This window comes from Glutamicibacter nicotianae (assembly GCF_016907615.1).
GTDB classification, from domain to species: domain Bacteria; phylum Actinomycetota; class Actinomycetes; order Actinomycetales; family Micrococcaceae; genus Glutamicibacter; species Glutamicibacter nicotianae.
The window spans coordinates 1,589,627-1,613,649 of the sequence record NZ_JAFBCH010000001.1 but is presented as its reverse complement, the minus strand read 5'-3'; the positions used below and the strand labels follow the sequence as shown (position 1 = coordinate 1,613,649).

General features: G+C 63.5%; 25 protein-coding genes and 1 pseudogene. 8 read left to right on the top strand and 18 right to left on the bottom strand.

Translation table 11 applies throughout. The features are described 5' to 3' along the window. Nucleotides 1-55: 55 nt before the first annotated feature. From JOE62_RS07825 to JOE62_RS07815, 3 genes are read right to left on the bottom strand one after another with little or no spacing between them, the layout of a single operon-like run. Entirely contained in the window at nt 56-751 is a 696-nt protein-coding gene (locus JOE62_RS07825) for a hypothetical protein (RefSeq protein ID WP_204721643.1), read from the bottom strand. Then, a complete protein-coding gene (locus tag JOE62_RS07820) occupies nt 748-1,665 on the bottom strand; it encodes an ABC transporter ATP-binding protein (protein ID WP_204721641.1) in 918 nt (305 codons plus the stop codon). Before JOE62_RS07820 ends, JOE62_RS07825 begins: the two co-directional genes overlap by 4 nt. Before the next feature lie 29 nt (nt 1,666-1,694). After that, entirely contained in the window at nt 1,695-2,054 is a 360-nt protein-coding gene (locus JOE62_RS07815) for a GntR family transcriptional regulator (RefSeq protein ID WP_204721639.1), read from the bottom strand. A gap of 384 nt (nt 2,055-2,438) precedes the next feature. Between JOE62_RS07815 and JOE62_RS07810 the strand changes: the two genes are divergently transcribed. Beyond that, a complete protein-coding gene (locus tag JOE62_RS07810; protein ID WP_204721637.1) occupies nt 2,439-3,566 on the top strand; it encodes an HNH endonuclease signature motif containing protein in 1,128 nt (375 codons plus the stop codon). 63 nt (nt 3,567-3,629) lie between these two features. Here the strand turns inward: JOE62_RS07810 and rdgB are convergent, their stop codons facing one another. The 3 genes from rdgB to JOE62_RS07795 all read right to left on the bottom strand — a co-directional run bounded on the left by rdgB (nt 3,630) and on the right by JOE62_RS07795 (nt 5,721). Further along, nucleotides 3,630-4,262 (bottom strand): RdgB/HAM1 family non-canonical purine NTP pyrophosphatase, encoded by a 633-nt coding sequence (gene rdgB / locus JOE62_RS07805; RefSeq protein WP_204721635.1) that lies wholly within the window; start codon nt 4,260-4,262, stop codon nt 3,630-3,632. After that, nucleotides 4,259-4,993 carry a ribonuclease PH gene (gene rph / locus JOE62_RS07800; protein ID WP_141358788.1) on the bottom strand — a complete coding sequence of 245 codons (735 nt, stop codon included), beginning with the start codon at nt 4,991-4,993 and terminating at the stop codon, nt 4,259-4,261. Before rph ends, rdgB begins: the two co-directional genes overlap by 4 nt. An 89-nt stretch (nt 4,994-5,082) precedes the next feature. Next, the gene (locus tag JOE62_RS07795; protein WP_204721633.1) at nt 5,083-5,721 is read right to left on the bottom strand and encodes a helix-turn-helix transcriptional regulator; all 639 of its coding nucleotides are present in this window, start codon (nt 5,719-5,721) and stop codon (nt 5,083-5,085) included. 26 nt (nt 5,722-5,747) lie between these two features. Between JOE62_RS07795 and JOE62_RS07790 the strand changes: the two genes are divergently transcribed. Continuing rightward, entirely contained in the window at nt 5,748-6,212 is a 465-nt protein-coding gene (locus JOE62_RS07790; RefSeq protein ID WP_239543267.1) for a hypothetical protein, read from the top strand. A 237-nt stretch (nt 6,213-6,449) separates the two neighbouring features. Here JOE62_RS07790 and JOE62_RS07785 read toward each other — a convergent pair. The 4 genes and pseudogenes from JOE62_RS07785 to clpS form a co-directional block, all read right to left on the bottom strand. After that, nucleotides 6,450-7,244, bottom strand: a pseudogene (locus JOE62_RS07785) (MBL fold metallo-hydrolase); the annotation flags it as partial. Then, on the bottom strand, nt 7,241-8,164 hold the full coding sequence (murI, locus tag JOE62_RS07780; protein WP_038992079.1) for a glutamate racemase: 924 nt from the start codon (nt 8,162-8,164) through the stop codon (nt 7,241-7,243). The pseudogene JOE62_RS07785 and the gene murI, both read right to left, overlap by 4 nt. 4 nt (nt 8,165-8,168) lie before the next feature. Beyond that, nucleotides 8,169-8,747 carry a DUF2017 family protein gene (locus tag JOE62_RS07775; RefSeq protein WP_204721631.1) on the bottom strand — a complete coding sequence of 193 codons (579 nt, stop codon included), beginning with the start codon at nt 8,745-8,747 and terminating at the stop codon, nt 8,169-8,171. Nucleotides 8,748-8,749: 2 nt separating this feature from the next. Then, entirely contained in the window at nt 8,750-9,034 is a 285-nt protein-coding gene (gene clpS, locus JOE62_RS07770; RefSeq protein WP_038992076.1) for an ATP-dependent Clp protease adapter ClpS, read from the bottom strand. 140 nt (nt 9,035-9,174) lie between these two features. Between clpS and JOE62_RS07765 the strand changes: the two genes are divergently transcribed. Together JOE62_RS07765 and JOE62_RS07760 are read left to right on the top strand one after the other, a co-directional pair. After that, nucleotides 9,175-10,473, top strand: a complete 1,299-nt coding sequence (locus tag JOE62_RS07765) for a nicotinate phosphoribosyltransferase (protein WP_038992074.1) — start codon at nt 9,175-9,177, stop codon at nt 10,471-10,473. Nucleotides 10,474-10,576: 103 nt separating this feature from the next. After that, entirely contained in the window at nt 10,577-11,170 is a 594-nt protein-coding gene (locus JOE62_RS07760; RefSeq protein WP_204721629.1) for an isochorismatase family protein, read from the top strand. 76 nt (nt 11,171-11,246) lie between these two features. Here the strand turns inward: JOE62_RS07760 and JOE62_RS07755 are convergent, their stop codons facing one another. The 6 genes from JOE62_RS07755 to JOE62_RS07730 form a co-directional block, all read right to left on the bottom strand. Next, nucleotides 11,247-13,013: a DEAD/DEAH box helicase gene (locus JOE62_RS07755; protein WP_204721628.1), complete on the bottom strand. Its 1,767-nt coding sequence runs from the start codon at nt 13,011-13,013 to the stop codon at nt 11,247-11,249. Nucleotides 13,014-13,068: 55 nt separating this feature from the next. Next, entirely contained in the window at nt 13,069-13,320 is a 252-nt protein-coding gene (locus tag JOE62_RS07750; RefSeq protein WP_038990501.1) for a DUF3039 domain-containing protein, read from the bottom strand. Between the two features lie 298 nt (nt 13,321-13,618). Next, nucleotides 13,619-15,184: a transporter gene (locus JOE62_RS07745; RefSeq protein WP_204721626.1), complete on the bottom strand. Its 1,566-nt coding sequence runs from the start codon at nt 15,182-15,184 to the stop codon at nt 13,619-13,621. Then, nucleotides 15,166-15,924: an ABC transporter ATP-binding protein gene (locus JOE62_RS07740; RefSeq protein ID WP_204721624.1), complete on the bottom strand. Its 759-nt coding sequence runs from the start codon at nt 15,922-15,924 to the stop codon at nt 15,166-15,168. The genes JOE62_RS07745 and JOE62_RS07740 overlap by 19 nt, the downstream gene beginning before the upstream one ends. Before the next feature lie 137 nt (nt 15,925-16,061). Continuing rightward, nucleotides 16,062-16,973 carry a co-chaperone YbbN gene (locus JOE62_RS07735; protein WP_204721622.1) on the bottom strand — a complete coding sequence of 304 codons (912 nt, stop codon included), beginning with the start codon at nt 16,971-16,973 and terminating at the stop codon, nt 16,062-16,064. A 5-nt stretch (nt 16,974-16,978) separates the two neighbouring features. Further along, nucleotides 16,979-18,685, bottom strand: a complete 1,707-nt coding sequence (locus tag JOE62_RS07730; protein ID WP_204721620.1) for a hypothetical protein — start codon at nt 18,683-18,685, stop codon at nt 16,979-16,981. Between the two features lie 161 nt (nt 18,686-18,846). Between JOE62_RS07730 and JOE62_RS07725 the strand changes: the two genes are divergently transcribed. Further along, the gene (locus JOE62_RS07725; protein WP_204721618.1) at nt 18,847-20,217 is read left to right on the top strand and encodes an AI-2E family transporter; all 1,371 of its coding nucleotides are present in this window, start codon (nt 18,847-18,849) and stop codon (nt 20,215-20,217) included. Nucleotides 20,218-20,240: 23 nt separating this feature from the next. Here JOE62_RS07725 and JOE62_RS07720 read toward each other — a convergent pair whose 3' ends face one another. After that, nucleotides 20,241-20,612 (bottom strand): Rv1322 family protein, encoded by a 372-nt coding sequence (locus JOE62_RS07720; RefSeq protein WP_204721616.1) that lies wholly within the window; start codon nt 20,610-20,612, stop codon nt 20,241-20,243. Between the two features lie 59 nt (nt 20,613-20,671). Between JOE62_RS07720 and nucS the strand changes: the two genes are divergently transcribed. From nucS to nagA, 3 genes are all read left to right on the top strand, one after another. Further along, on the top strand, nt 20,672-21,367 hold the full coding sequence (gene nucS / locus JOE62_RS07715) for an endonuclease NucS (protein WP_038990509.1): 696 nt from the start codon (nt 20,672-20,674) through the stop codon (nt 21,365-21,367). A gap of 119 nt (nt 21,368-21,486) precedes the next feature. Then, nucleotides 21,487-22,233, top strand: coding sequence for a DUF4126 domain-containing protein (locus JOE62_RS07710; RefSeq protein WP_204721614.1), 747 nt, complete (start codon nt 21,487-21,489; stop codon nt 22,231-22,233). 85 nt (nt 22,234-22,318) lie between these two features. Beyond that, entirely contained in the window at nt 22,319-23,527 is a 1,209-nt protein-coding gene (nagA, locus tag JOE62_RS07705; RefSeq protein WP_204721612.1) for an N-acetylglucosamine-6-phosphate deacetylase, read from the top strand. A 59-nt stretch (nt 23,528-23,586) separates the two neighbouring features. Here the strand turns inward: nagA and JOE62_RS07700 are convergent, their stop codons facing one another. Next, nucleotides 23,587-24,015: a DUF2550 domain-containing protein gene (locus JOE62_RS07700; RefSeq protein ID WP_066137627.1), complete on the bottom strand. Its 429-nt coding sequence runs from the start codon at nt 24,013-24,015 to the stop codon at nt 23,587-23,589. Between the last annotated feature and the right edge of the window lie 8 nt (nt 24,016-24,023).

The window sequence follows — 24,023 nt, the reverse complement described above, 5'->3', positions numbered from 1 at the left end:
AATGGAAAAGAAACCAGCGCTCATTTCATGATCTTGGACCCGGCCAGCAGACGGGCTACGCGGTAGCCTTGCGCAAGGTGAGATAGGAGCCGCCAGCCATCAGCAGGGCGACAATACCGCCCCACGAGGTCACCCCAGCGGCGGTCCAGGTCAGTGCCCAGCTCCAGAACTCGCCCCAGGAATTGGTGAAGGTGAACAGGGCGATGAACCCCAGCACCAGCACACCCAAGCAGATGAAGAATGCCACCATGCCAGTGGTGCGCCACCTCATGTAAATGGTCGCTGCCAGGAATCCGATCATGAACAGCAGCACCATCAGCACAAAGTAGAACAGGATCTGGACCAGCCAGTTGTTATCCGCAATCCATTGCAGCGCAAAGAACCGTCCGCCCATGCCCCAACCATCGGTAGCAACTTCCAGCAGTCCCATCAGGTAGTAGAACACCGAGAGCGCCAGCGCGCATACGGAGAACAGTGCCACGGTGCCCAGATAGAAGGTACGCCGCGAAATGCTCATGGCCATGGAGAACGGGAAGGTCAACGTCAGCGACTGGATTCCCAGGGCCAGGAAGTACCACATGGGCGCTTGGGCGCCGCCGCTGTACATTGCCCCGTCTCCGCCGTTGCGCCGGACCAGCCACCAGATGGCCAGGGTGAAAAGGAATGATGCACCCAGGATGATCAGCGGAATTCCGATGAAGGTACCCTTGTTGATCAGTTGCATGCGGGCAACATTGATGACGCGGTTCATTTTCTTGCCTCCGTCCGTTCTTCTGTCCTTTGTGCCGTGGTGCCGCTCAATGCGCTGCGCACCACCAATTGCTGCAGCGACACGGGGCTCAGGTCCAGGCCCATGAGTTTCGCCTGCTCGCGCTGGTCCGCATCCAGTTTGGCCTTGATCGTGACGCTGGCCAGGGCGCCGAGCGCATCGCGATGCAGTACCTGCGCGGTGCCGATGAATTCCTGGACCTTGGCGGCGTCACCAGTGACAGTGACCGCCGTGCCGCGCAGCTCTTCGGCATCCGAGTCGATGACGATTTGCCCCTTGTCGATCACGATGACGTGTTCAAGAAGGTTGGCGACTTCGTCGATCAGGTGGCTGGAGAGCACGATGGTGCGTGGGTATTCAGCGAAGTCTTCGACAAGGCGGTCGTAGAAGATCTGCCGGGCTACCGCATCGAGGCCGAGGTAGGGCTCATCGAAGAAGGTGATGTCGGCCCGCGAGGCCATGCCGATGATAACGCCAACCGCGGACAGCTGCCCTCGGGAAAGCTTCTTGATCCTCCGCTTGATCGGCAGCGCGAACGCTTCGACGAGCTCCTGGGCCAGATCCTCGTCCCAGTTCTCGAAGAACAAGGCTGCGGATTCGAATGCCTGGTGGACCTTGAAGTCATCGGGGTATTTCTGTGATTCGCGGATGAAGCAGATGCGCGAAAGCGTCGGATCATGCTCGAACGGGGCGTGGCCGAAGATTTCGGCGGTGCCGTGGTCTGCATAGTTCTGCCCGGTCAGGATGGACATCAGCGTGGTCTTGCCGGCTCCGTTGCGTCCAAGCAGCCCGTAGATCCGATCCGGCTCCAGATCCAGAGTGACGTTGTCGAGCGCTTTCACGTCCTTGTAGGTCTTGCTCAGTTCGCGTGTGGCGATTGCTGTCGTGCGTGGCATGTCGTTCCTCCCTGTGCTGTAGAGATGTTTCAAGATTCCGAGCCGGTCTTGATCATGGCGACCAGCTCATCCACGCCAATGCCCAGCTTGTAAGCTTCTGCGGTCAATGGCGCAATGAATTGCTGCTGGAATTTCTCGCGGCGTTGCGCTCGCAGCCGCTGCGGTGCTCCTTCGGTGACGAACATGCCGATTCCCCGTTTCTTGTAGAGCAGCCCGTCTTCCACGAGCCGGTTGATTCCCTTGGCTGCGGTGGCCGGATTGATCCGGTAGAACGCTGCGAATTCATTGGTTGATGGAACTTGCGCTTCTTCCGCCAGAACACCAGAGATGATGTCGTTCTCAATCAGCTCAGCAATTTGCATGAAGATCGGTTTTGAATCATCAATCATGCTGGCTCCCCCCCGTGCTCATCCCCACCAGGTTAGTTAGTGGGTTAGTTACTCATGTAACTAACCATAGAACCTCGGGAAGTTCTGCGCAAGTACGGAGCGGCAGAATTCCCATGGAAATTAGGGGCTCCATACTGTCCGCCACGGCATCTAAGCTGGGACTTGCCAAAAAGGGTATCCCTGCACGCGCACCATCGATGCTGCGTTCACAGTGGTGAAGCCCTGATTGGAAACGCCCGACCGGGAGAGTTGTACGCCCAGCCCGAAACCGTGGAACACGGGCGCGGGCAGCGAAAAATTGGCCAGGTCTGGTTCGGAAAATTGCGATCGCGCACTTGGAGGCCAACAGCCCTCCTCGTGTTGCAGGCATTTATGGGAGGGACCATGCAAGAAGATTTCAACCGACTTGAGATACCAGATCAGCTTCTTGGAGCGCTGGACCGCCAAGTTCTACTCGAGCTGTTCAAGGCGTACTTCCCCGATTGCAGCGGTGAAGACATTGCGCGTAAGAGCCGACGTGAACTGATCACCAGGATCCAGACCGAACGCGCTTATGCCGGGCACCGTCCCAGCTGCATCATCGACGACTATCCCCTGCGCCGACCGAAGCTTGGGGCAGTGAAACCCGGATTGCTGGTCCGCGAACCAGGCCAGTCGGTCTACTGGTGCCGACAGGCCAAGCCCCTGGAATCAGCTGCAGCTCTGGGGCAAGTGAACCAGAATTACCTCTGGAATTTGCCGGAAACCATGCAAGCGGGAGACCTGATCCTGACGGCATTGGAGAGCACTCCGGCGTTGGTTGCCAGCTTGGAAATCGCCAGTTCGGAGGAACCCGGAAAGCTCACTTTCACTGCATTGGCGACCTTCACTGATCCCATTTCGGTGGCCGACATCGAGTCCATGATCGGCGAGAAGCTGCCACGGCATTCGCAGTACCTAGACGATTCGCTGGCCGAGAAGGTTCTGGACGGCATCCGGGAGCTGCTCCAACGCCCGCGCCCGATCTTCGTCACCGCGGGCGCGTGCTCGCCGTCGAAACCGGCCAAGACCAACCGGGTGCTGGGCGTTGCTGCCATTCTCCAGCGCAGCGCGCCGGACCAGCCGCTGGCCTGCGAAATTTGCGAGCGGGACATCTCTGCCCGGCCACAGATCCACCTGCCGCAGGCGCACCAGGACAGCCTGCGCTGGGAGATCCAGGACCACGTGGATGAACTGGTGCTGCTGTGCGGCGACTGCCACCAGATGGCCCACCAGCCAACGCTGCAGCGGCTGCGCAACTACGCGAAGCCTGCCTGCCCCGCCTGCGGGGAACGCAATCCGCGGAAGGTCATCTGGGGAATGCCGAGCTTCGAGCCCGATGACGAGGAGTTCGTCACCGCTGGATGCATGATGCCTTTCGGGCCTCCATCGCAATGGGAGTGCCGCGCCTGCGGAACCCAGTACCTGGTGGCCGAATTCGATGACCGGCCGCACCAGGCCAGGGCGTACTACGGGGAGAAGCTCCAGCGCTGAGCACAAGAACGCCGGCACATCCTGAATTGGATGTGCCGGCGTTCTGCGGCCTTGGCCTTGGTGCTACTTGGCCAGGGCCTTGGTCACCTCGTCGATGATGCGAGGCAGCAAGGCGGCGAAGGCGCGAGCGCGATGCGAGATCGCGTTCTTTTCCTCCGGAGTGTGCTCGGCCATGGACTTGTCGGCCCCCGCGGGTTCGAAGATCGGATCATAGCCAAAGCCATGCTCGCCGGCCCGCTCGGTGCGCAACACGCCCTCGACCTTGCCAAGTTCAACGTGCTCGGCTCCCCCAGGGGCGGCCAGCGCCGCGGCGCAGACGAACTGCGCTCCGCGATGCTCGGCGGCAATGTCGCCGAGCTGGCCGAGCAGCAGATCTATATTCGCTTCGTCGTTGCCGTGCACTCCGGACCAGCGGGCCGAGAAGATGCCCGGGGCTCCCCCGAGCACATCAACGCTCAGGCCGGAATCGTCGGCGAGCGCCACCAGGCCGGTGGATGCCGAGATCTCGCGGGCCTTCTTCAGCGCGTTGCCGGCGAAGCTGACCTGGTCCTCGACCGGGTCGGGCGCCCCCGCGGTGGCGGCGTCGATGACCTGGGTGTCGACATCCAGGCCCGGGACCTTTCCGCGCAGCAGTTCGCGCAATTCGCGCAGCTTTCCCTGGTTGCGCGAGGCGAGGACCAGTACCGGCTTGCTCATTTGGTGCTGTTCAGGGTCTCGCGCTGGATTTCGGCCAGCTCGTTGGTGCCGCCCAGAGCCAGATCCAGCAGGGCATCCAGCTCTTCGCGCTTGAAGGGCACGCCCTCGGCGGTGCCCTGGACCTCGACGAAGTCGCCGGATCCGGTGACCACGACGTTCATGTCGGTTTCGGCGCGGACATCTTCCTCGTAGGGCAGATCCAGCATCGGGATGCCGTCGATGATGCCCACCGAGATTGCTGCCACCGAGTCGGTCAGCACCTTGGCGCCGGGCTTCACGATGCCCTGCGAACGGGCCCAGGAGATTGCTTCCGCCAGCGCCACGTAGGCGCCGGTGATCGCTGCGGTGCGGGTGCCGCCGTCGGCCTGCAGGACATCGCAGTCCAGCACGATGGTGTTTTCGCCCAGCGCCTTGGTATCGACCACGGCACGCAGCGAGCGGCCGATCAGGCGGGAGATTTCGTGGGTGCGGCCGGAGAGCTTGCCCTTGACCGACTCGCGGGAGTTGCGGGTGTTGGTGGCGCGCGGGAGCATCGCGTATTCAGCGGTGACCCAGCCGGTGCCTTCGCCCTTGAGCCAGCGCGGCACGCCCTCGGTGAAGGAAGCGGTGCACAGCACGCGGGTGTTGCCGAATTCGATCAGGGCCGAGCCTTCGGCCTGAGCGGACCAGCCGCGGGTGATGGTGATGTCTCGAAGTTGCGCGGCTCCTCGGCCGTCAGCGCGTAAAGTCATGGTTCCATCCTAACCACGTGCGCCCCGCGATCCGCACGGGCGGCGCCGCGCGTTACGGTGAAATGCACCTCGTGAGCCGTTCGCGGCCGCTAGTGCGGATGCACCACGATGCAGCACCGGCGAGACTGCGGGCTCAGCTCGGCCCTGCCGCAGTCCAGCTGGCAACCTTCCACGGCGCCGGAAACCAGTTCGTAGTTCATCGAGCAGACCATTTCGGTTTGCTGCTGGGCGATCTGGTGGAATGGGCAGTTCCGCATGGATATTTCCCCGTGCTCATCCACTTCGGGCTCATAGCCCAGCTCATCGAGCAGCGGCACGAGCCCGTCGCCGCCCTGGCCGAGTTTCCTGCCTTCGCCGCGTGCTGCCTGATGCAGCGCAGCGAGCACGGCCCCCGAGGTGTCGGCGCTGGCCGCCTGCGCCAGCAAGCTGCCCAGCAGCCGGTAGTTGTGCGCTGGCAGGCTCACCGACACTTCGGATTGGGCGAGCGCGTAGAGCTTGGCCGTGCGCCCGGCGCCGGGCCCGGTTCTTCCTTCAGGCCGGGCGAAGGTCACGGCCAGCAATCCGGCGGTGGCCAGCCGGTCCAGGTGGTAGGCCGCCAGGGTCCGGCTGATTCCCGCGACCTTGGCTGCCGCCTCGCGTCCTACCGGTTGCGTGCTTTGCGAAATGAACTCGAACAGCTGGCGCCGCACCGGATCTTTGAGCGATTCGATGACCGCATCTTGGTGCAAGTTCAAATCTTTGGAGGGTGATCGCCATGAGCGCCTCATGGAGCGAGAAGCATCCGCTCTCGCACATCCGGGCAACAACAGCTGAACGGGTCAGCACCGACCCGTCGATGAGCGCATTCTGGATCCTGCGCATTGGATTTGTCGTCCTGCCCCTGCTCATGGGACTGGACAAGTTCGCGAACGTGATGGCCTACTGGCCGGACTACCTGGCCCCGTGGGTCATTGCCATCCTGCCGTTCTCCGCGCAAACCGCCATGCACGTGGTTGGCTTGGTGGAACTGGCTGCCGCCGCATCGATGATCATCAAGCCGCGCTATGCGAGCTATGTGCTCGCCCTGTGGCTGCTGGGCATCATCATCAACCTGGTCTCGATGGGCATCTTCCTCGATGTCGCCCTGCGGGACGTGGGACTGCTCGTTGCCGCACTGACGCTGACCCGCCTGGCCAGCAAGTACGACAAACCGTGGGGCGCTAAGCACGGCACTCACTGATCCGCTGCAGAACAGAGCAAAGCACCGGCGAGAAGGATTACCCCTTCTCGCCGGTGCTTTCGTTCCGTGCGTCGAGACTGTTCCGCGCACCTACTTCTTGCGCTTGAGCAGCGGGAACTTGCGGGTCTTCTCGTACTTGATGGTCGGCATGGATCCGGTGCGGGTCTTCAGGTAGTCAGTACCGCGATCCCCCTTGAACAGGGTCGGGTCCTTGTCTTCCTTCAGGCTGCCGGAGTACACGCCGTAGGTTACGCCGGATACGGCAACGGCAATGCCGCCGCTGTAGGTTTCCTTGGCCTCTTCAACCACCTTGTTGATGTCGGTCCATACCGGAATGTGGGTGAGCAGCATGCGCTCGGCACCGGCGGCGGCGGCCATCTCGCCAGCGCGCTTCCCGGTCAGGTGCACGCCGTCAATGTGGTCATCGCGGCCTTCCTCGAAGGCCGCCTCGCACAGGAACATGTCGGCGCCGCGGGCGGCTTCCACGAGGCCATCGCAGCTGTCGGTATCCCCGGAATAGGTCAGCACGCTGGTCAGCAGCTCGCCGTCGGGGCCCGGTTCATGCGCTTCCACGCGCAGGGCATAGGCTTCCTTGATCGGGTGGCGCACCGGGTACGGGGTGATGGTGAACGGTCCGATATTCACCGGCTTCAGCGATTTCCAGACCTGGAAGTCGTAGTCCTTGGCCATGGTGTCGCCGTCAGGCAGCGAGTAGGCAGTCTCGATGCGCTCGGCGGTGTCTTCCGGGCCGTGCACGAGCATCCTCTCGCGGCCCCAGCCGTCAGGATCCCAGCGGATCGCCACATGCAAACCGCACAAATCCATGCAGTGGTCGGGATGCAGATGGGAAATCATGATCCCGTCGATGTCTTTCAAATCGGTGTAGCGCTGCAGCACGCCCAAAGCCCCGGAGCCCAGATCCAGCAGGATCTTCCAGTCGCGGGTGCCATCAAAGGCCGTCACCAGGTAGCAGGACGCGGGCGATCCCGGCCCTGGGAATGACCCGGTGCATCCGATGATGGTCAGCTTCATTCGTTACTCGCTTTCGACGCGGCAATCATTTGCGGAGTGATCCGCGAGATGGCTCCGGTCGGATAGTGGGCGGCTACATGGTCCACGTGGCGCACCTGCAGCACCTCGGGTCCGAGGAAACGGCGAGCCAGTACACCAAAACTATCAGCGTTGCCTGTGGCGAGGAACTCATGACGCGCCGCGGCGCCGTCGTTGCGCACCAGCGAATGCCGGGTCAGCGCCCGGAAAACGTCCTTCGCCGTTTCCTCTGCAGATGACACGAGCGTGACCGAATCCCCCATCACATAGGAGAGCACGCCGGTGAGCAGCGGGTAGTGCGTGCATCCCAGCACCAGGGTGTCCACCTCGGCGGCCTGCAGCGGCGCCAGATACTCCTGCGCGATCTCCAGCAGCTCGGCGCCGGCGGTGATGCCGGATTCCACGAACTCCACGAAACGCGGGCAGGCCACGGTCGATACCTGCAGGTTCGGGGCAGCGGCAAAAGCATCCTCATAGGCGCGCGAGCCCACGGTCGCCTGGGTGCCGATGATGCCGATCCTGCCATTCTTCGTGCCGGCCACGGCACGGCGGACCGCCGGCTGGATGACTTCGACCACCGGGATGCCATAGCGCGCGGTGTAGCGTTCGCGGGCATCGCGCAGCACCGCTGCGGAGGCCGAATTGCAGGCAATGACCAGCAGCTTCACCCCGGAATCCACCAGTTCGTCCATGACGCCCAGGGCGTTGGCCCGCACCTGGGCGATAGGCAGCGGACCGTAGGGAGAGTTGGCGGTATCCCCCACATAGATCAGCGATTCGCCGGGCAGCTGGTCGATGATCGCGCGGGCCACGGTCAGCCCGCCAACACCGGAATCGAAGATGCCAATGGGAGTATTGGCGTCCGGGGCGGAGACCTGCCCGGTGGCAAAGTAGGAATTCATGGGCTCAGGACTCCGCATCCAGCAGCGCGCCCATCAAGGTATCGAGCACCCAAGAGATCAGGTTGTACACCAGGGACATGTATTCCTCGGGGGTTTCCACCTCGGAAGCATCAAGCACCTCGGCGACGCGGGCCGAATCCTCTTCGCTGCGGATCTGAAGGCGCTCGGCGAGCACCAGGCGCACGTCGTTCAGGGCCTGGGCGAAACGCGCCGCGGCGTCCTTGTCCAGCACAAGCTTGTCGGTTTCCAGCAGCAGCTGGGCTTCGCGCAGGCGGCCAACCTTCTGCGCGATCGTATCGGCTTCGGTCAGCCGGCGATGCTCGGCAGCCACCACGGCGTCGTCGCTGGCATCGGGCAGCAGCCTGGCCAGTGCCGGATCGGCAATCGGAGGCAAATCCATGGACTCGGGCCGCATGCCGGTCAGGGCGTAGAGCGGGTCGATGTCCTCGGGCAGCTGGTGCAGCCGGGCACGTTCTTCGAGCATTTCGATGACGTCGGAGAAGAGTTCGCGGATCAGCTTGCGTTCGGGCGAATGCAGCGTGCCGGTAATGCCCTTGGAACCGTTCTTGAAGGCCTTGGCCACGTTCAGGCTCCCTGGGTCATGGTTGCGTTCAGTCCGAACCCGTGCATGGCCTGCACATCGGATTCGATGGCTTCGCGGCTGCCGCTGCGCACGGTGCAGAAGCCGTCATGGTGCACCTGCAGCATGAGCTTCTCAGCTTTTTCCGGGCTGAAACCAAAGTAGGAACGGAACACGTAGGATACGTAGCTCATCAAGTTCACTGGATCATTCCACACGACCAAGCGCCATGGCTTGTCTTGGGATACCAGGGTTTCAAATTCGGAAAGTACATCGGGCATTGCGGTCATGGTTACCATTTTACGCGCGGAAGCTGAACGCAACACCGGACACGGCAAATATCACCTTGGGCGTGAGCCGTTATACAGTAAAACGGGTCTGCTTTCCCAAGCAGCCGCACAAGGCCTTTTCCGATCATCAGGAGCGTCACATGCGCACCAGTCTCTTCACCGACCACTATGAGCTGACCATGCTCCAGGCAGCGCTGGAATCCGGTGCGGCGCACCGCCCATCAGTCTTCGAGGCATTCGCACGCCGCTTGCCCGAAGGCCGGCGCTACGGCGTGGTCGCAGGCACTGGCCGCGTGCTCGAAGGCCTGGCAGATTTCCGCTTTGATGACGAGCAGCTGCGTTTCCTCAGCGACAACAAGGTGGTCAACGCCGAGACCATCAAATACCTGGAGAACTTCCGCTTCACCGGCAACATCTCCGGCTATGCCGAGGGCGAGCTGTACTTCCCGAACTCGCCACTGCTGACCGTGGAGTCGACCTTCGCCGAAGCCTGCGTCATCGAGACCTTCGTGCTCTCGGCGATGAACCATGATTCGGCCATTGCCTCGGCCGCCTCGCGCATGATCGCCTCGGCAGGCGAGCGCCCCTGCATCGAGATGGGCTCGCGCCGCACCCATGAGGAATCAGCGGTGGCCGCCGCGCGCGCCGCCATGATTGCCGGATTCTCCTCGACCTCGAACCTGGAAGCCGGTGCACGCTACGGCCTGAAAACCGTTGGCACCTCGGCCCACTCCTTCACCCTGCTGCACGACACCGAGCGCGCCGCCTTCGAAGCGCAGGTTGCCTCGCTGGGCAAGGACACCATCTTGCTGGTCGACACCTACGACGTCGAGAACGGCGTACGCACCGCCGTCGAGGTGGCCGGTCCCGAGCTGGGCGGCGTCCGCCTCGACTCGGGCGACCTGGTGCAGCAGGCAGGCTGGGTCCGCGAGCTGCTCGATGATTTGGGCAACTGGAACACCAAGATCACCGTCACCTCGGACCTGGACGAGTACGCGATTGCCGCCCTGGCCAGCGCTCCGGTGGACTCCTACGGCGTGGGCACGGCCCTGGTCACCGGTTCCGGGCACCCGACCGCGTCCATGGTCTATAAGCTGGTGGCCCGCCAGGACGATGCGGGCGAATGGATTCCCGTGGCCAAGGCCGCGGCGAACAAGGCCAGCGTGGGCGGCCGCAAGTATGCGGTGCGCCAGCTCAACGAGCGCAACCGCGCCGTCGCCGAAATCGTCTCCACCTCCGAGTACACCACCGGTGGCCCCGAGCGCGACCTGGTTGTCCCGCTGGTGCGCAACGGCGAGATCGACCAGGCCCATGTCGGCGCTGCCGGCGTCAAGCGCGCCACCGAGCGCCACCACGCATCGGTCCAGGAGCTGCCGGGCGTGGCCCGCAAGATGCAGCGCGGCGAACCGGTCATCCCGACCGTCATGATCCAGGACTAGCCAAACACACGAAAAACTCAGCTGCGGAACGTAGAATCCAGATTCAAGGATCCTGCGGTCCGCAGTTGTCCAAGGTCTACATCCACTAGCCAGGGAGGCAACGATGAGCAGAGCCCTATTGATCATTGATGTCCAGCCGGACTTCTGCGAAGGCGGTGCCCTCGCGGTAACCGGCGGCAATGCTGTAGCTACGGCCATTGCCGCGGACATTGCCGAACGCCGCGATTCCTACTCGGCCATCGTGACCACCCAGGATTGGCACATCGAGCCGGGCGATCATTTCTCTCAGAACCCGGACTTCATTGATTCCTGGCCGGTGCACTGTGTCGCCGGCACTCCTGGCGCAGCGCTGCATCCGCAGCTCGCGCACGTGCCAGTCGACGCGCATTTCGCCAAGGGGCGTTTCGCCGCGGCCTATTCCGGCTTCGAAGCCCGGGAACTGGATCCTTCGGCGGACAAGGCCGATGAAAGCGGAGAACTGCTCGGTGACTGGCTCAAGGCCAAGGGCATCACTTCGGTGGATGTCGTGGGACTTGCCGCTGACCATTGCGTGAAGGCCACCGCGTTCGATGCGGTGGAAGCAGGGTTCACCACCACCATCATTTCCCCGCTGACCGCAGCGGTCTCGCCGGAGAATCTGCCAGCGATCCGCGAGAAACTGCGCGCAGCCGGCGTCACGGTGCTGTCGCTGGGCTGATCCTTGGCTTGAAAACCACAACGGCTTGGCGCTGACCGAATTCTCCGGTCAGCGCCAAGCCGTTTTTTCGCGGAAACTACTTGCGCCCGACGAACCAGTCCTGCAGCTTGTCGATGCGCGCCTGCAGCTGGTCAGCTGTCGCCTGCGGCACAGCAGGCCCGCCGCAGATGCTGCGCAGCTTGTTGTGGATCTGCCCATGCGGCGTGCCGGTCCGGGCAGCCCATGCCGAGACGTTCTTGGACAGCTTCGTGCGCAGCTCCATCATGCGGCGGTGATCGGACACCGGTTCGGGCTTGGTGGTGCCCTTGGAAATCTGCTTGGTCTGCTGCTTGCGCAGCAGCTCGGAAACCTGCTCGGTATCCAGCAGGCCCGGGATGCCCAGGAACCCCAGTTCCTCTTCACTGCCGATGTCGGCACCGGTGCCGAATTCGCCACCGTCGAAGAGCACGCGATCGAAAGAAGCCTGCGAGTTCAGCGCTTCGAACTTGTTGCGTGCCAGCTCGTCGCTGGCCTTCTCTTCCTTGTTCGCCGCTTCCAGCAGCGAATCGTCCAGGCCGTCCTCGTCCTTGGAGCCTTCTCGGTCCAAGGCGTGGTCGCGTTCGACTTCCATCTCGTTGGCCAAGGCCATCAGGATCGGCACCGAGGGCAGGAACACCGAGGCCACTTCTCCGCGCTTGCGGCTGCGCACGAAGCGTCCCACCGCCTGGGCGAAGAACAGCGGCGTGGAGGTGGATGTCGCATAGACGCCGACGCACAAGCGCGGCACGTCCACTCCTTCGGATACCATGCGCACCGCGACCATCCAGCGCGCATCGGACGCGGAGAATTCGTCGATCTTCTGCGATGCCTTGGGGTCATCGGACAGGATGGTGGTGACCTTCTCGCCGCAGATGGCTTCGAGCTGGGCAGCATAGCCGCGCGCGTCCTCGTGGTCGGTGGCAATGACCAGGCCGCCGGCGTCCTTCACGGTGCGGCGCACCTCGGACAGGCGCCGGTCAGCGGCTTGCAGCACCGAGGGAATCCAGTCCCCGTGCGGGTCCAGCGCGGTGCGCCAGGCATGGGCGGTGACATCCTTGGTGAAGCCCTCGCCGAGGTTTGCTTCCATCTCCTCGCCGCCGGCGGTTCGCCAGCGCATATTGCCCGAATAGGCCATGAACAGCACCGGACGGACCACATGGTCTGCCAGGGCGTTGCCGTAGCCGTAGGTGTAGTCGGCCTTGGACCGGCGGATACCGTCTCCCTCATCGACATACTGCACGAAGGGAATCGGTGCAGCATCGGAACGGAACGGGGTACCGGTCAGGGCCAGTCGGCGGGTGGCAGGTTCGAATGCCTCGCGGATGCCGTCGCCCCAGCTCAGCGCATCACCGGCGTGGTGGACCTCGTCCATGATCACCAGGGTGCGGGCATCCTCGGTCTTCGCGCGGTGCACGGCAGGCTTCAGCGCGACCTGGGCATAGGTCACCACGACGCCCATGTAATGCGAGCCGTGCCGGCCGTCGGAGTTCTTGTAGTTCGGGTCCAGGGCAATACCCACACGCGCTGCCGAATCCGCCCACTGCTTTTTCAGGTGGTCGGTCGGCGCGACAACGATCATGCGGTTGATCTTGCCCGAGTCGATCAGCACCTTGGCCAGGCGCAGCGCAAAGGTGGTCTTGCCGGCGCCAGGGGTCGCCACTGCCATGAAGTCCCTGGGCTCCTTGTCAAAGTACAAGGCCAGGGCTTCGGCCTGCCAGGCACGCAGCTTCGGCCCGGTTCCCCATGCCGCGCGTTCCGGGTACGCTACCGGAAGCTTGTCTTCTAGTGGAAGCTTGTCGCCAAAATCAAAGAGTGTCTCGGTCATTTACCTTTTCCCGGCCGCGTGCATCGTGTGAAGTAGTGCTAGTTCATTCGCAGCACTACCCCATCAAGGAATCGTAGATTTCCTTGCACTCGGGGCATACCGGGAATTTCTGCGGATCTCGGCCTGGGGTCCAGACCTTGCCGCACAGGGCGATCACTGGCTCGCCGGTCATTGCCGACTCCATGATCTTTTCTTTCTGCACATAGTGGGCAAAGCGCTCGTGATCTCCGGCCTCGACACTCTGGGTTGTCTCGGTACGTTCAATCGTGGCAGTGCCGCCGCGGGTTTCTTCAGACTGTTCCACCATGCCTTCAAGTCTAGTACGGATTGCCCCTGCTGTCCGCGTAGCAGGCATGGGAGCTTGTCCACATTGACTTTGCCGCTGTTGCCTGCGAAGCTCCATGTTCCGCTTCATATCTTCAGGTCAGGGAACGTTTTCCTGCATCTTCTCGAATGACTGCCATCCAGTTTGATTTGGATTTCCCCGGCTTGGACGCCACCGGCCAATATCCTGTGAACCTTGTTGCACCAGGGCAGGAAGAAGGCCGTCCGGCGGGAAATTGCTTCCCGCCGGACGGCCCAGGATGCCGTTCCAGCTGCCCTGCCTACTTGTTGAGCATGACCGACTGCATCAACTCTGGAGTGCGCTTCTCATACCATTTGCCGCCGAGGGCAATGCCGGCGAACACCAGTCCGATGCCCAGAACCAAGCCCGCACCCAGGGTGATGAAGCCCAAGACCTGCGAGTGCTGGAACCAGCCGATGGCGTAGGGAATGAGCACCGGGATCAGCAAGAGTCCCATGGTGAGCATGATGCCCAGCTGCGTGAGCGCCATGCGCATGCCGCTGCCAGGAGGGGTCTTCATCGGGTTATCGCCCGGAAGTGGCACCGCATAGGTGTAGCGGGCCGAAGACACCGAGGAAACGCCCAACGCGACGAACAGCGCGGCCAGCGACAAGCCCAGATCACCCGGGATGCGCCACAGCTCACCAGCGACCAGGCCCGGCAGGATCGCGGCCGCCAGGACCGGAATGATGCCAATCAGGAAGCAGGACAGCGCCCGTCCAGCGCGATCGGCCCGGCCGGAAATGCCGGTCAATGCGTGCAGTGCAAAGGCCGTGTTGTCATAGGAAATATCTGCGGATATGGAAAAGCCCAGCAAGATGCCGATCAACGGCCCCATCAGATACATCATCGTGTAGTTGCCGGATTGGCTGCCGGTGAACCAGAAGAGCAATGGAAGCACCGGCACAATCAGCACGCCCACGGCGTAGCGCGGATCCTTGAACCAATAGGTCAGTGCCCTGGCGGCGACGGCGCCGGTCGGCGTTGCCGGCAGCAGCTTGAAGAAGCCCAGCCCCTTGGCCGTGGCAGCGCGCTGCTGCGGCGGCGGGGTAATCGCGGCTTTTGCGGTGGCGCGAGCCAGCAGGACATAGAGCCCGCCGAGGTAGGCCGCACCTAGCACAAGGTGGATGGCCATTTGCCCGTAGAGCGCCGAGGCATAGGCCCCGGGAACAGCGGCAAAGGCGCCGAGCGGGGTGTAGCCGAGCACCGTGGACAGCGGATGGATCCATTCGCCCATGGACTCTGCCGCGGAGAACACCGAAGCCATGATCGGACCCAGCCCGACGAGCAGCAGGAACAGCAGCGCGAACGTCAATTCGCGGAAGCGGCGCTTGGCCCGCAGCGCGGTTGCCATGATCACCAGGTACTGGCACAGCAGGATCGCCATCACCGCGGTCGCCATCGCAGCCAGCAGGCCCAGCATCAGCGCACCTGCATCGCTTCGCCACATCAGCGAGGCGCCCAGCAGGCCGAGAACGGTCAGCACCGCAGGAATCGAGATAAAGCCGGCCAGCACCAGGGCCGGGCCCAGGGTCTTTTCCGGAATCCCGAATTGGACGAAGCGCGACGGTTCCAGGGTGAGGTCGACGCCGGTCAGCAGCGGCGGGATGATGGCCCAGCCCAGCACCACTGCCGAACCGATAAGGGTGAAGATTTCGCCCTGGAAAGGGATCTCGTCAGCGGCGAACCACACGGCCAAGGTCAGCATGGTGATCATGCCCAGCGCGTACAGGCCGCCGATGATGACGCCGATCAGCTGGCCGATGGAGCGCTTGAATCCGTTGGCCAGCAAGCGCAGTTTCAGGCTTAGGACGTGCGCAACCATGACAGCCCCTCGTTATTGGCGCGGCCGCCCACCAGATCGACGAAGCGGTCTTCCAGGCTCATGCCGCCGCGGACCTCGTCCACGGTGCCCTGCGCCTTGAGCATGCCATCGGAAATGACCGCCACGTGCGTGCACATGCGCTGGACCAGGTCCATCACATGCGAGGAAACGATCACGGTGCCGCCGAATTCCACGTAGTTGTTCAGGATGTCGCGGATATTCGCCGCCGAGACCGGGTCCACTGCCTCGAAGGGCTCATCGAGCACCAGCAGCTTTGGCGAATGGATCATCGCGGTAGCCAAGGCGATCTTCTTGGTCATGCCGGCGGAGTAGTCCACCACCAGCTTGTCGCCGTCGTCCAGCAGGTCCATCACGCGCAGCAGGTCCTCGGTCCGCTGGGCAACTTCGGCACGGTCCATACCTCGCAGCAGCCCGGAATAGGTCACCAGCTGCCGGCCGGTGAGCCGATCGAATTGGCGCACGCCATCGGCCAGGACGCCCAGGGTGGACTTGGCGGCGTGCGGGTCGGCCCAGATATCCACGCCGTTGACCACCGCCTGACCCGCATCCGGGCGCAGCAAACCGGTAGCCATCGAGAGCATGGTGGTCTTTCCGGCGCCATTGGGCCCGACCAGCCCATAGAATGAACCGGCGGGAACTTGCAGGCTGACGTTGTTCACGGCAATCTTGGCGCCAAATTGCTTGGCGAGAGACCGGATGTCCAGTGCGATCTGATTCATAGTTTAAGGCTAGCAATGCCCCAAGTCAGAACACATCATCCTTTGGAATTAAACCTGAAGGCAAGACAAAGCCGCGGCCCGGGAAATATTCCAGACCGCGGCTTTCTGGCTGTGCGCTTCAGCGCTTCGGCATCAGCCTAGAAGAGTACGCGGGCCAGCTTCTGGCGCGAGGCGGCGACGCGTGGGTCGGCATTGCCAATGACCGCATAGAGCTCGATCAGGCGGCGGCGCACCCGCTCGCGGTCTTCATCTGCCAGCTTGGAGATCAGCGAGACCAGCCGAGCGAAGGCGTCCTCGACATGCCCGCCGACCACATCCAGGTCGGCGACATCCAGCTGCGCCGCGATGTCCTCGGGGTTCTGCGCGGCCTGCTCGCGGGCCTTGTTCAGATCCAGGTTGTGCGTGCGCGAGAGCAAGCGGACCTGGTACACACCAACCTGCGCGTCCTTGTCGTTCGGCTTTTCGTTCAGCGCTTCCAGGTAGGCTGCCTCGGCGGTGGCGTAGTCCCCCGCATCGATGGCGTCGACTGCCTTCTGGTGCAGCGGCGGCAGTTCCGGCTCGGCCTGGCCGGCCTGCCCGGAGAATGCCGGGGCGGTGCCGCTCATGCCCTGCTGCACGGCGAGCTGTTCAAGCTGCGCGAAAACCTGGGCAATTTGCGCTTCTTCGGCAGGCCCCTGGAACAGCGGCACCGGCTGGCCCTTGATCAGCGCAACCACCATCGGGATCTGCTGCGCCTGGAAGGCCTGGGCGATCTGCGGGTAGCTTTCGGCATCCACGAGGCCGAGGACGAACTTGCCGCCCTTGGCATCCACCAGCTTGCGCAGGGTCGCATCCAGATCTGCAGAGACCTGCACGCGCGGCGAGCCGAGGGAAACGATGGCGGGCACCTGCTGGGACAGGCCGACGAACTGCTGGAACGCGGCCTCGTCCAGGCTGGTGGTCCAGCTGGCGGCACCGGCTGGGGTGCTGCCGGTTGCCTCCGGGCCGTGGTTGGCCAGCGCCGAGAGATCCACCGCACCGCGGGTCGAAGGGATGTTCTGATCAGTCATGGGGATTAGTCAACTTCCTTCACATCGAGCAGGACCTGGCTTGCCGAGATCAGCTGGATCTTGTCCTTGGAACCATCGGCTGGCAGGTAGAACATCACGGGTTCGGCGTAGGTGCTCTCGACGTCGCCGTTCGACGAGCTGGAGCCCAGCAACTGTTCGGTCAGCTTGTCGGTGCTCTTGAGCGGTTCGGCGTCTTCGGTGCGGACGAACAGCGCCTTGTTGTTCAGCTTGCCGGTGACAATCGCGCCGCCATCCGGGGTGGAGACCACCTTGGTGTCTCCCTCGGTGACCGAGCGCTTGTACTTGACGTTTGCCTCGTTAGCTTCCTTGGACTCATCCTTCTGGGCCGCGTGCACCGCCTTGATGAAGTCGGACTCCGCGAATTTGCCCTTGTCCTTGGCCTTGGGATCGGTCAGGACCTTGCCCAGCGCTTCCAGCGCCTTCTTCGGGGTCATCTGCAGGCCTTCGGCGTCGGCGCTCAGCTGCTTGGTCGACGGATCGCCCACCGCGATGCCCGGGAAGGTGGAGTTCGGCAGCATCTGTCCGGCGAAGACCACCTTGAAGTTCTCGCGGGCATTGGCCTGCACCAGGGTCAGCGCCTGCGGCAGGGTATCTGCGTCATTGTTCTTCGCGGTCACCACGGAGATCACGCGCGGGAACTTCGCTTCAGTCGCATTCGGCACCGCGGCCGAGCGGATCACCTGGGTCGTGAGCGCCATCGGCTTGTCGACCTTGAACTCTTCCTTGAGCATGTCGTAGCGCTTGTTGCGCAGGTACTTGAAAGCACCGGCACTGCGCTGTTCCAGGGCCTTGGAATCGTTCTTTTCATCGGCCTTGGCGATCTGCTTCTGGGCATCGGCCAGCACGCGCTTGAGCTGCTCTTCGGTGATCACCGGGAAGCTGGCCGCTTCCTCCTCCGAGGAAGCGGCGGATTCGGAGCCCTTGGCCTCGTCGGACTTGGCTTCTTCGGACTTCGCTTCTTCGGACTTCTGCGCCGATTCCGAGGCCTTGGCACTGTCCCCGTCGCTCGGTGCCATCGGCAGCGAGACGCCGGAGATGGCCAGGGCGACAACTGCCACGGCGGCGACCGAGTGCTGGGTGTTCGAGCCGGTCTTCGCCTTGCCCGGGCGCATGGCCAGCAAGGCCAGTCCGAAGACCAGCAGCAGCGCGCCGGCAATTATCAGCGGCAGGGCGAACGGCATGGCGTCGTCATTGGCGTAGGTGACCGAGATGTCCACTGGAGCGGCATCCTTTCCGCCGGCGGCCAGCAACAGGGACCAGTCGCCGGAATCCGGAGCGGTCCAGCGGTAGGTCATGGTCTGCTCGGCAGTCTGCGAGTCGAAGAAGATGTCATCGCCGGCGGGGTTCGGCACTTCGGCTTCGCCCTTGGCGTATTCGGCAATCATCTTGTGGTTGGTCGTGTCGATGCCGGTGACCGATACGTGCGCGGCATCGCCGATCCACGCCTCGACATCATAATCGCGTCCCAAGGATGCAGTGAATTCACCCTTCGACTTGATCACCAGTTCCACCGGATCCAGCTTGGGGTCGTTGACCGAGGATTCAATCAGGGTCAGCGGGGCCTCACCGGATAGTTGCGGCATGGTCGCGGTCACCGTTTCGGGCGGCGCCCAAAAGGTCTTCTGTCCGATGCCGACCACCAGGGCCACGGCCCCCAGCAGCATCGCGATCACGGAGATTACTTTTCGCACAAGTTCACCTATTCGCCTACGTCTCACAGCTGTTCTTCGACAAGTCTAACGAGTTACGGCGGATCATGGTTCCGATCCGTGCCTGTGAACTGCCTCAACACCGCAATTGAGTGGTGTCTTGAACCACTTAATAGACTCCAATGCGCGATATGCTCTGACCCATGGAGCCAGATCACCCGCGCCCGCATCGCGCTCAGCACGCGCACGACGAGCAATCGCACGCACCTGAGCACTCCGTGGAACCAGAGACCCCAGGCCCGGAATCCACAGCGCATTCCCAGCCTCATCAGGCGAATTCCCAGCCAGCGCCACCCCCATCAGAGGGCACGCCGGTCCCCCGCTATCCCGATTCTGCGCCATCGGGCGGCGCTGCAGCTCGCGAGGGCTGGACCAGGAAGCTCGCCGACCGGGTGGGCAAGCTGCTCAACGCCCCGCAGCGCGGCGCGGCCCTCGGCGAGGAACCCGAGCAGCCGCTGGAGGGCTCCCCCGAACCGATTCCTGCGCTGCACCCGATTTCCATGGGCTTCCTGGGCACCATCGGGGTCGGCATCGCCCTGGGCGGCTACTACCTGCTGACCAATGTCGGCTCGCTGATGACCTGGATTGCCATTGCGCTGTTCATTGCCCTGGGCCTTGACCCGATTGTGCGCTTCATGATGCGCAAGGGGCTCTCCCGTCCACTGGCCGTGAGCGCGACCATGGTCAGCCTGCTGGCAATCTTCGGCGGCTTCATGGCCCTGATCATCCCCACCCTGGTCAATCAGATCACGGCCTTCATCACGCGCGCGCCTGAAATCGTCGATGATTTCCTCAACAGCGAATGGGTCAGGGAAATCGACCGCCAGTATGCAATCTCCCAGCGCATCACTACCGAGGTGGACCGCTTCTTTGGCGACTCGGGCGCCGTAACGAATGTCTTCGGCGGTGTCCTGGGCGTCTCGCAAACCGTCGCGCAGTCGATGTTCGGCGTGCTGATCGTGCTGGTGCTGGCCATCTACTTCCTGGCGTCACTGCCGGGCATGATGGGCTTCTCGCTGCGCCTGGCCCCTCGCTCCAAGCGCGAGCGCGTCTCGGAATTGACCGTGCGCATCACCCGCTCGGTAGGCAACTATGTCATGGGCCAAGCCACCGTCGCGATACTGAACTGCCTGGTGGCGCTGCTCCTGATGAGCATCCTGGGCGTTCCGTTCACCGCGCTGCTCACCTTGCTGGTGGCCTTGCTGGCCTTCATCCCACTGGTAGGTGGCGTGATCGCCGGTGTGCTGGTCACCTTGGTGACCCTGTCCCTGGGGTGGCAAACCGCGCTGATCTATGCCATCTGCTACTTCGGCTACCTGCAAATCGAAGCCTACTTCGTCTCGCCGCGCATCATGCGCCGTGCGGTGGCAGTGCCCGGCGCGGTCGCCGTGATCTCGGTGATTGCCGGTGGCAGCCTGGCCGGGGTCACCGGTGCGCTGATGGCCATTCCGGTAGCTGCCAGCGCCATGATCCTGTTGCGCGAGGTATTCATCGCACGCCAGGACCGCCGCTAGCAGACTGACTCCGCAGGCTCGTCCTAGTAGCGGTAGGAGCGGGTTTCCCAGCAGTGCGGATGCCAGTGGCGGCGCGCATTGGCCGCGGCTTCATCCCCGGACCAGTGATCCGCCCGCCAGGCGACCACATGGGCCACGCCCACGCCGATGGAGCGGTGGCACCCAGGGCAGGTGTAGATCTTGTTGGCGTTCAGCGGCGCGATCTTGCGGACATGCCACTGCCCATCCGGGGCATCCTGGCGGAGCACCACGCCGAAGCGGGCCCGTTGCATCCACTCTTCCTGGTCCGCTCCGTACTCTTGCTCGTCATCCCCGTAGCCGTGGCCGGATCCGGAGTTCCGGCCTCTGGCAGGTCGTGAATTCTTCGAGCGGCGCGGGCGGTTGGAACGTGGCATGTCATTAATCATGCCGTATCTGAGGGCACAAGTCGCAACCAGCTAGTAAAGTGTGTGGGGTGCGTTTAGTGGTAGCGAAGTGTTCAGTAGATTACGAGGGCCGTCTGCGAGCCCACCTTCCGTTGGCGACCCGCCTGATCATGGTCAAGGCCGATGGATCGGTTCTAATCCACTCGGATGGCGGCAGCTACAAGCCGCTGAACTGGATGAATCCTCCATTGACCCTGCGCGAGGCCGACCCCGACGAGGAAGCCGCCGCTTTGGGAGCCACCGCCACGTGGATCGTGGCCAGCGCCAAGACCGATGACAAGCTGACCATCCACTTCCACAGCTTCGAGCACGACTCGGCCCACATCCTGGGCAATGATCCGGGACTGGTCAAAGACGGCGTCGAGGCCGACCTGCAGCGACTGCTGGCCGAGCAGATCGAGTTGCTCGGCGACGGCCACCAACTGATCCGCCGCGAGTACATGACCGCCATCGGCCCGGTGGACATCCTGGCCCGTGATGCCAAGGGCGCCACGGTAGCGGTAGAGCTCAAGCGCCGCGGCGACATTGACGGCGTGGAACAGCTGACCCGCTATCTGGACCTGCTCAACCGCGATCCGCTGCTCAAGCCGGTGACCGGCATCTTCGCCGCCCAGCAGATCAAGCCGCAGGCCCGCACCCTGGCCGAGGACCGCGGCATACGCTGCCTCACCCTGGACTACGACGCCATGCGCGGTGTCGACGATTCTGCAGGACGTCTCTTCTAGCGCAGAGTCCTGCCCCACGCGCTACGAGTCCCGGAGCTGCCTGCCGACTGCTAATCTGATCTCCTCAACCAAATGCGCTTGGGGCCGCACGGCACCAGCCAGCTTTGCCGGGAGGACCATTGGATCCGCTGACAGCTTCGCTCATGGCCATTGGCAGCGGTTCCGCTGCCGGACTGCGGCCCTACTTCACCGTGTTGGCGCTCGGCATTGCGGGACTCGCAATTCCCGACACCGCACCAGAGATGATTGCCTCGGCCGCCCGGCAGATCCCCGAGAGCATCAGCAATCCTTGGGTTCTGGCGATTTGCGCGGTGCTGGCCATTGGCGAAGCGGGCCTGGACAAGATCCCTTTCCTGAACTTGTCCATGGAAACGGTCTCCGTATGGCTGCGCCCGGTCTTCGGAGCGCTGGTAGGCATTGGGCTTGGGGCAAACTCGGGAGCGGAAGTTGCCGTGGTGACCGGGTTGCTCGGTGCGGGATCCGCGCTGTCGGTGAGCCTGGGCAAATCATCGCTGACCGCGGCAACCAACGTCGTGCCCGAACCAGTGACCCAATGGGTGCGCAGCCTGATCGAGGATTTCGGTGCGCTGGTGCTCGTCCTCGCCGCGGTGCTGATTCCGGTGCTGGCCGCGTTGCTCGGCCTGGCTGCCGTGGCGATAGGTTTCCTCCTCTACCGGATGTTCCGCAAGGCCTACCGCTCGCTGAAGAGCAAATTCGGCAACGCGACGGACAAGCAGGCCGCCGCACGGGCCGTGCGCGAAGCGCAGAGCGACACCGGCAGAAAAGCCAGCGCCTGGCAATCGCTGAAGCGCATTGCCTCCGGCACCGAACCGGGAAACCCGGATCCTGCCGCTAAAGGCGGCTGAGCGCATGGCGCCGGCCCTCCACGTCGCTGCGAGAATAATCCGCCAAGTCGATGACTGGATGCCTTCTCTCTTCTAAGCTGGGAACATGACTACGACGCGCTACGCTTTGTTCGCCACCCTGATTTCCGATGGTCTCAAGGTCACCGATGGCGTGCTCGCCGTCGAGGGAGACCGCATCCGCTTTGCCGGCAACCGCGATGACTTCACCGCCCTGCCCGACGCCTCCGACTACCCGGTGCGCGAGGTGGCCCCGGGATCCATCATCATCCCGGGCCTGATTGACCTGCACTGCCACGGCGCCCTCGGCGCGGATTTCTCGGCGACGGATCACAAGAGCGTCACCGAAGCCATCGAGTACCTGCACCGTTCGGGCACTACAACGCTGCTCGCCTCGCTGGTCACCGCTGAGCCGTCGTCGATGATCGAGGCCGCCGAGCTGCTCGCCGAATTGGCCGAGGCCGGGAAGATTGCCGGCATCCATGCCGAGGGCCCGTTCCTCTCCGAAGCCCGCTGCGGCGCCCAGGATCCGCGCTTCCTGCAGGAACCTGATCCCGGCTTCGTCAGCGAGCTGGTGGCCGCCAGCCGTGGCCAGCTGCGCACCATGACCTATGCCCCCGAGCTGGACGGCACCGAGGAAATCATCGAGCAGCTGGTCTCCCACGGCGTGGTTCCCTCGCTGGGGCATACCGATGCCAGCGCGCAGGTCGCCTCCGATTCGCTGCGCTTTGCCCGCGAGCAGCTGCGCAGCGCCGGGGTGGACGGATTCACCGAACGCCCGACGGTCACCCACCTGTTCAACGGCATGCCCTCGCTGCACCACCGCGAGCCGGGACCGGTGGCCGCCTGCCTGGAAGAAGCGGTGAACCGCAATGCATTCGTGGAGCTGATCGCCGACGGGGTGCACCTGTCCCCCGATACCGTGCGGCTGGTCTACCGGCTGGTGGGCGGAAGCAACATCCTGCTGGTTAGCGATTCCATGGCAGCCACCGGCTTGGCCGATGGCCAGTACGCTCTCGGCCCGCAGGAGGTGACCGTGTCCAACGGCCAGGCACGGCTGTCGAGCGATAATTCGCTGGCCGGCGGCACCTGCACGTTGCTCCAGATCGTCCAGCGTGCGGTGCAGGCAGGGGTCTCGCTGGTCGAGGCGGTCAACTCGGCCACGTCCATCCCTGCCTCGCTGATCGGGCTGGCCGATGAAGTCGGCTCCCTGCACTACGGCTTCGCGGCCGACGCGCTGGTCCTCGATGCCGAACTGCAGCTGGTCCAGACGATCCGCAACGGGGAATACCTCTAGCCTTTAAGAAGCGAAGACCGCCGCTGCATCTGCAGCGGCGGTCTTCGCGTATTCAAGTGCTAGATCTGCCAGCTTCCGGCGATCGGACCGGCTTCGAGCCAGGCCGAGAAGCCGGTGTAGTCACGGTAGTCCATGGCCAGCAGCAGTTCCTCACCGCTGCGCACCAGCATCACGATGATGAATCCCGGAGGGATCCGCGAGGTTTCCTCATCGGTGGGCTGGCGCGTTCCGGTGATGTCCAGTCCGCGGCGCTCGATCACGAAGCTCGGCACCGGGGAGACAGAGAAAAACCGCAACAGGTCCACATGCGCTCCGCCGTAGCGGCCGATGACCATGATCCATTTGCCCGAGGGCGCAAGGATTGATGCATCGAAGGTGCCCAGCGTGCGCCGCAATTGGATGCGGCGCACGGCCATGGCCCCGAAGAACATGGCGATGCCGATCAGGATCAGCAACGCGATCAGAACTGGTGCGGTTATCTCGAACAATTCATCGC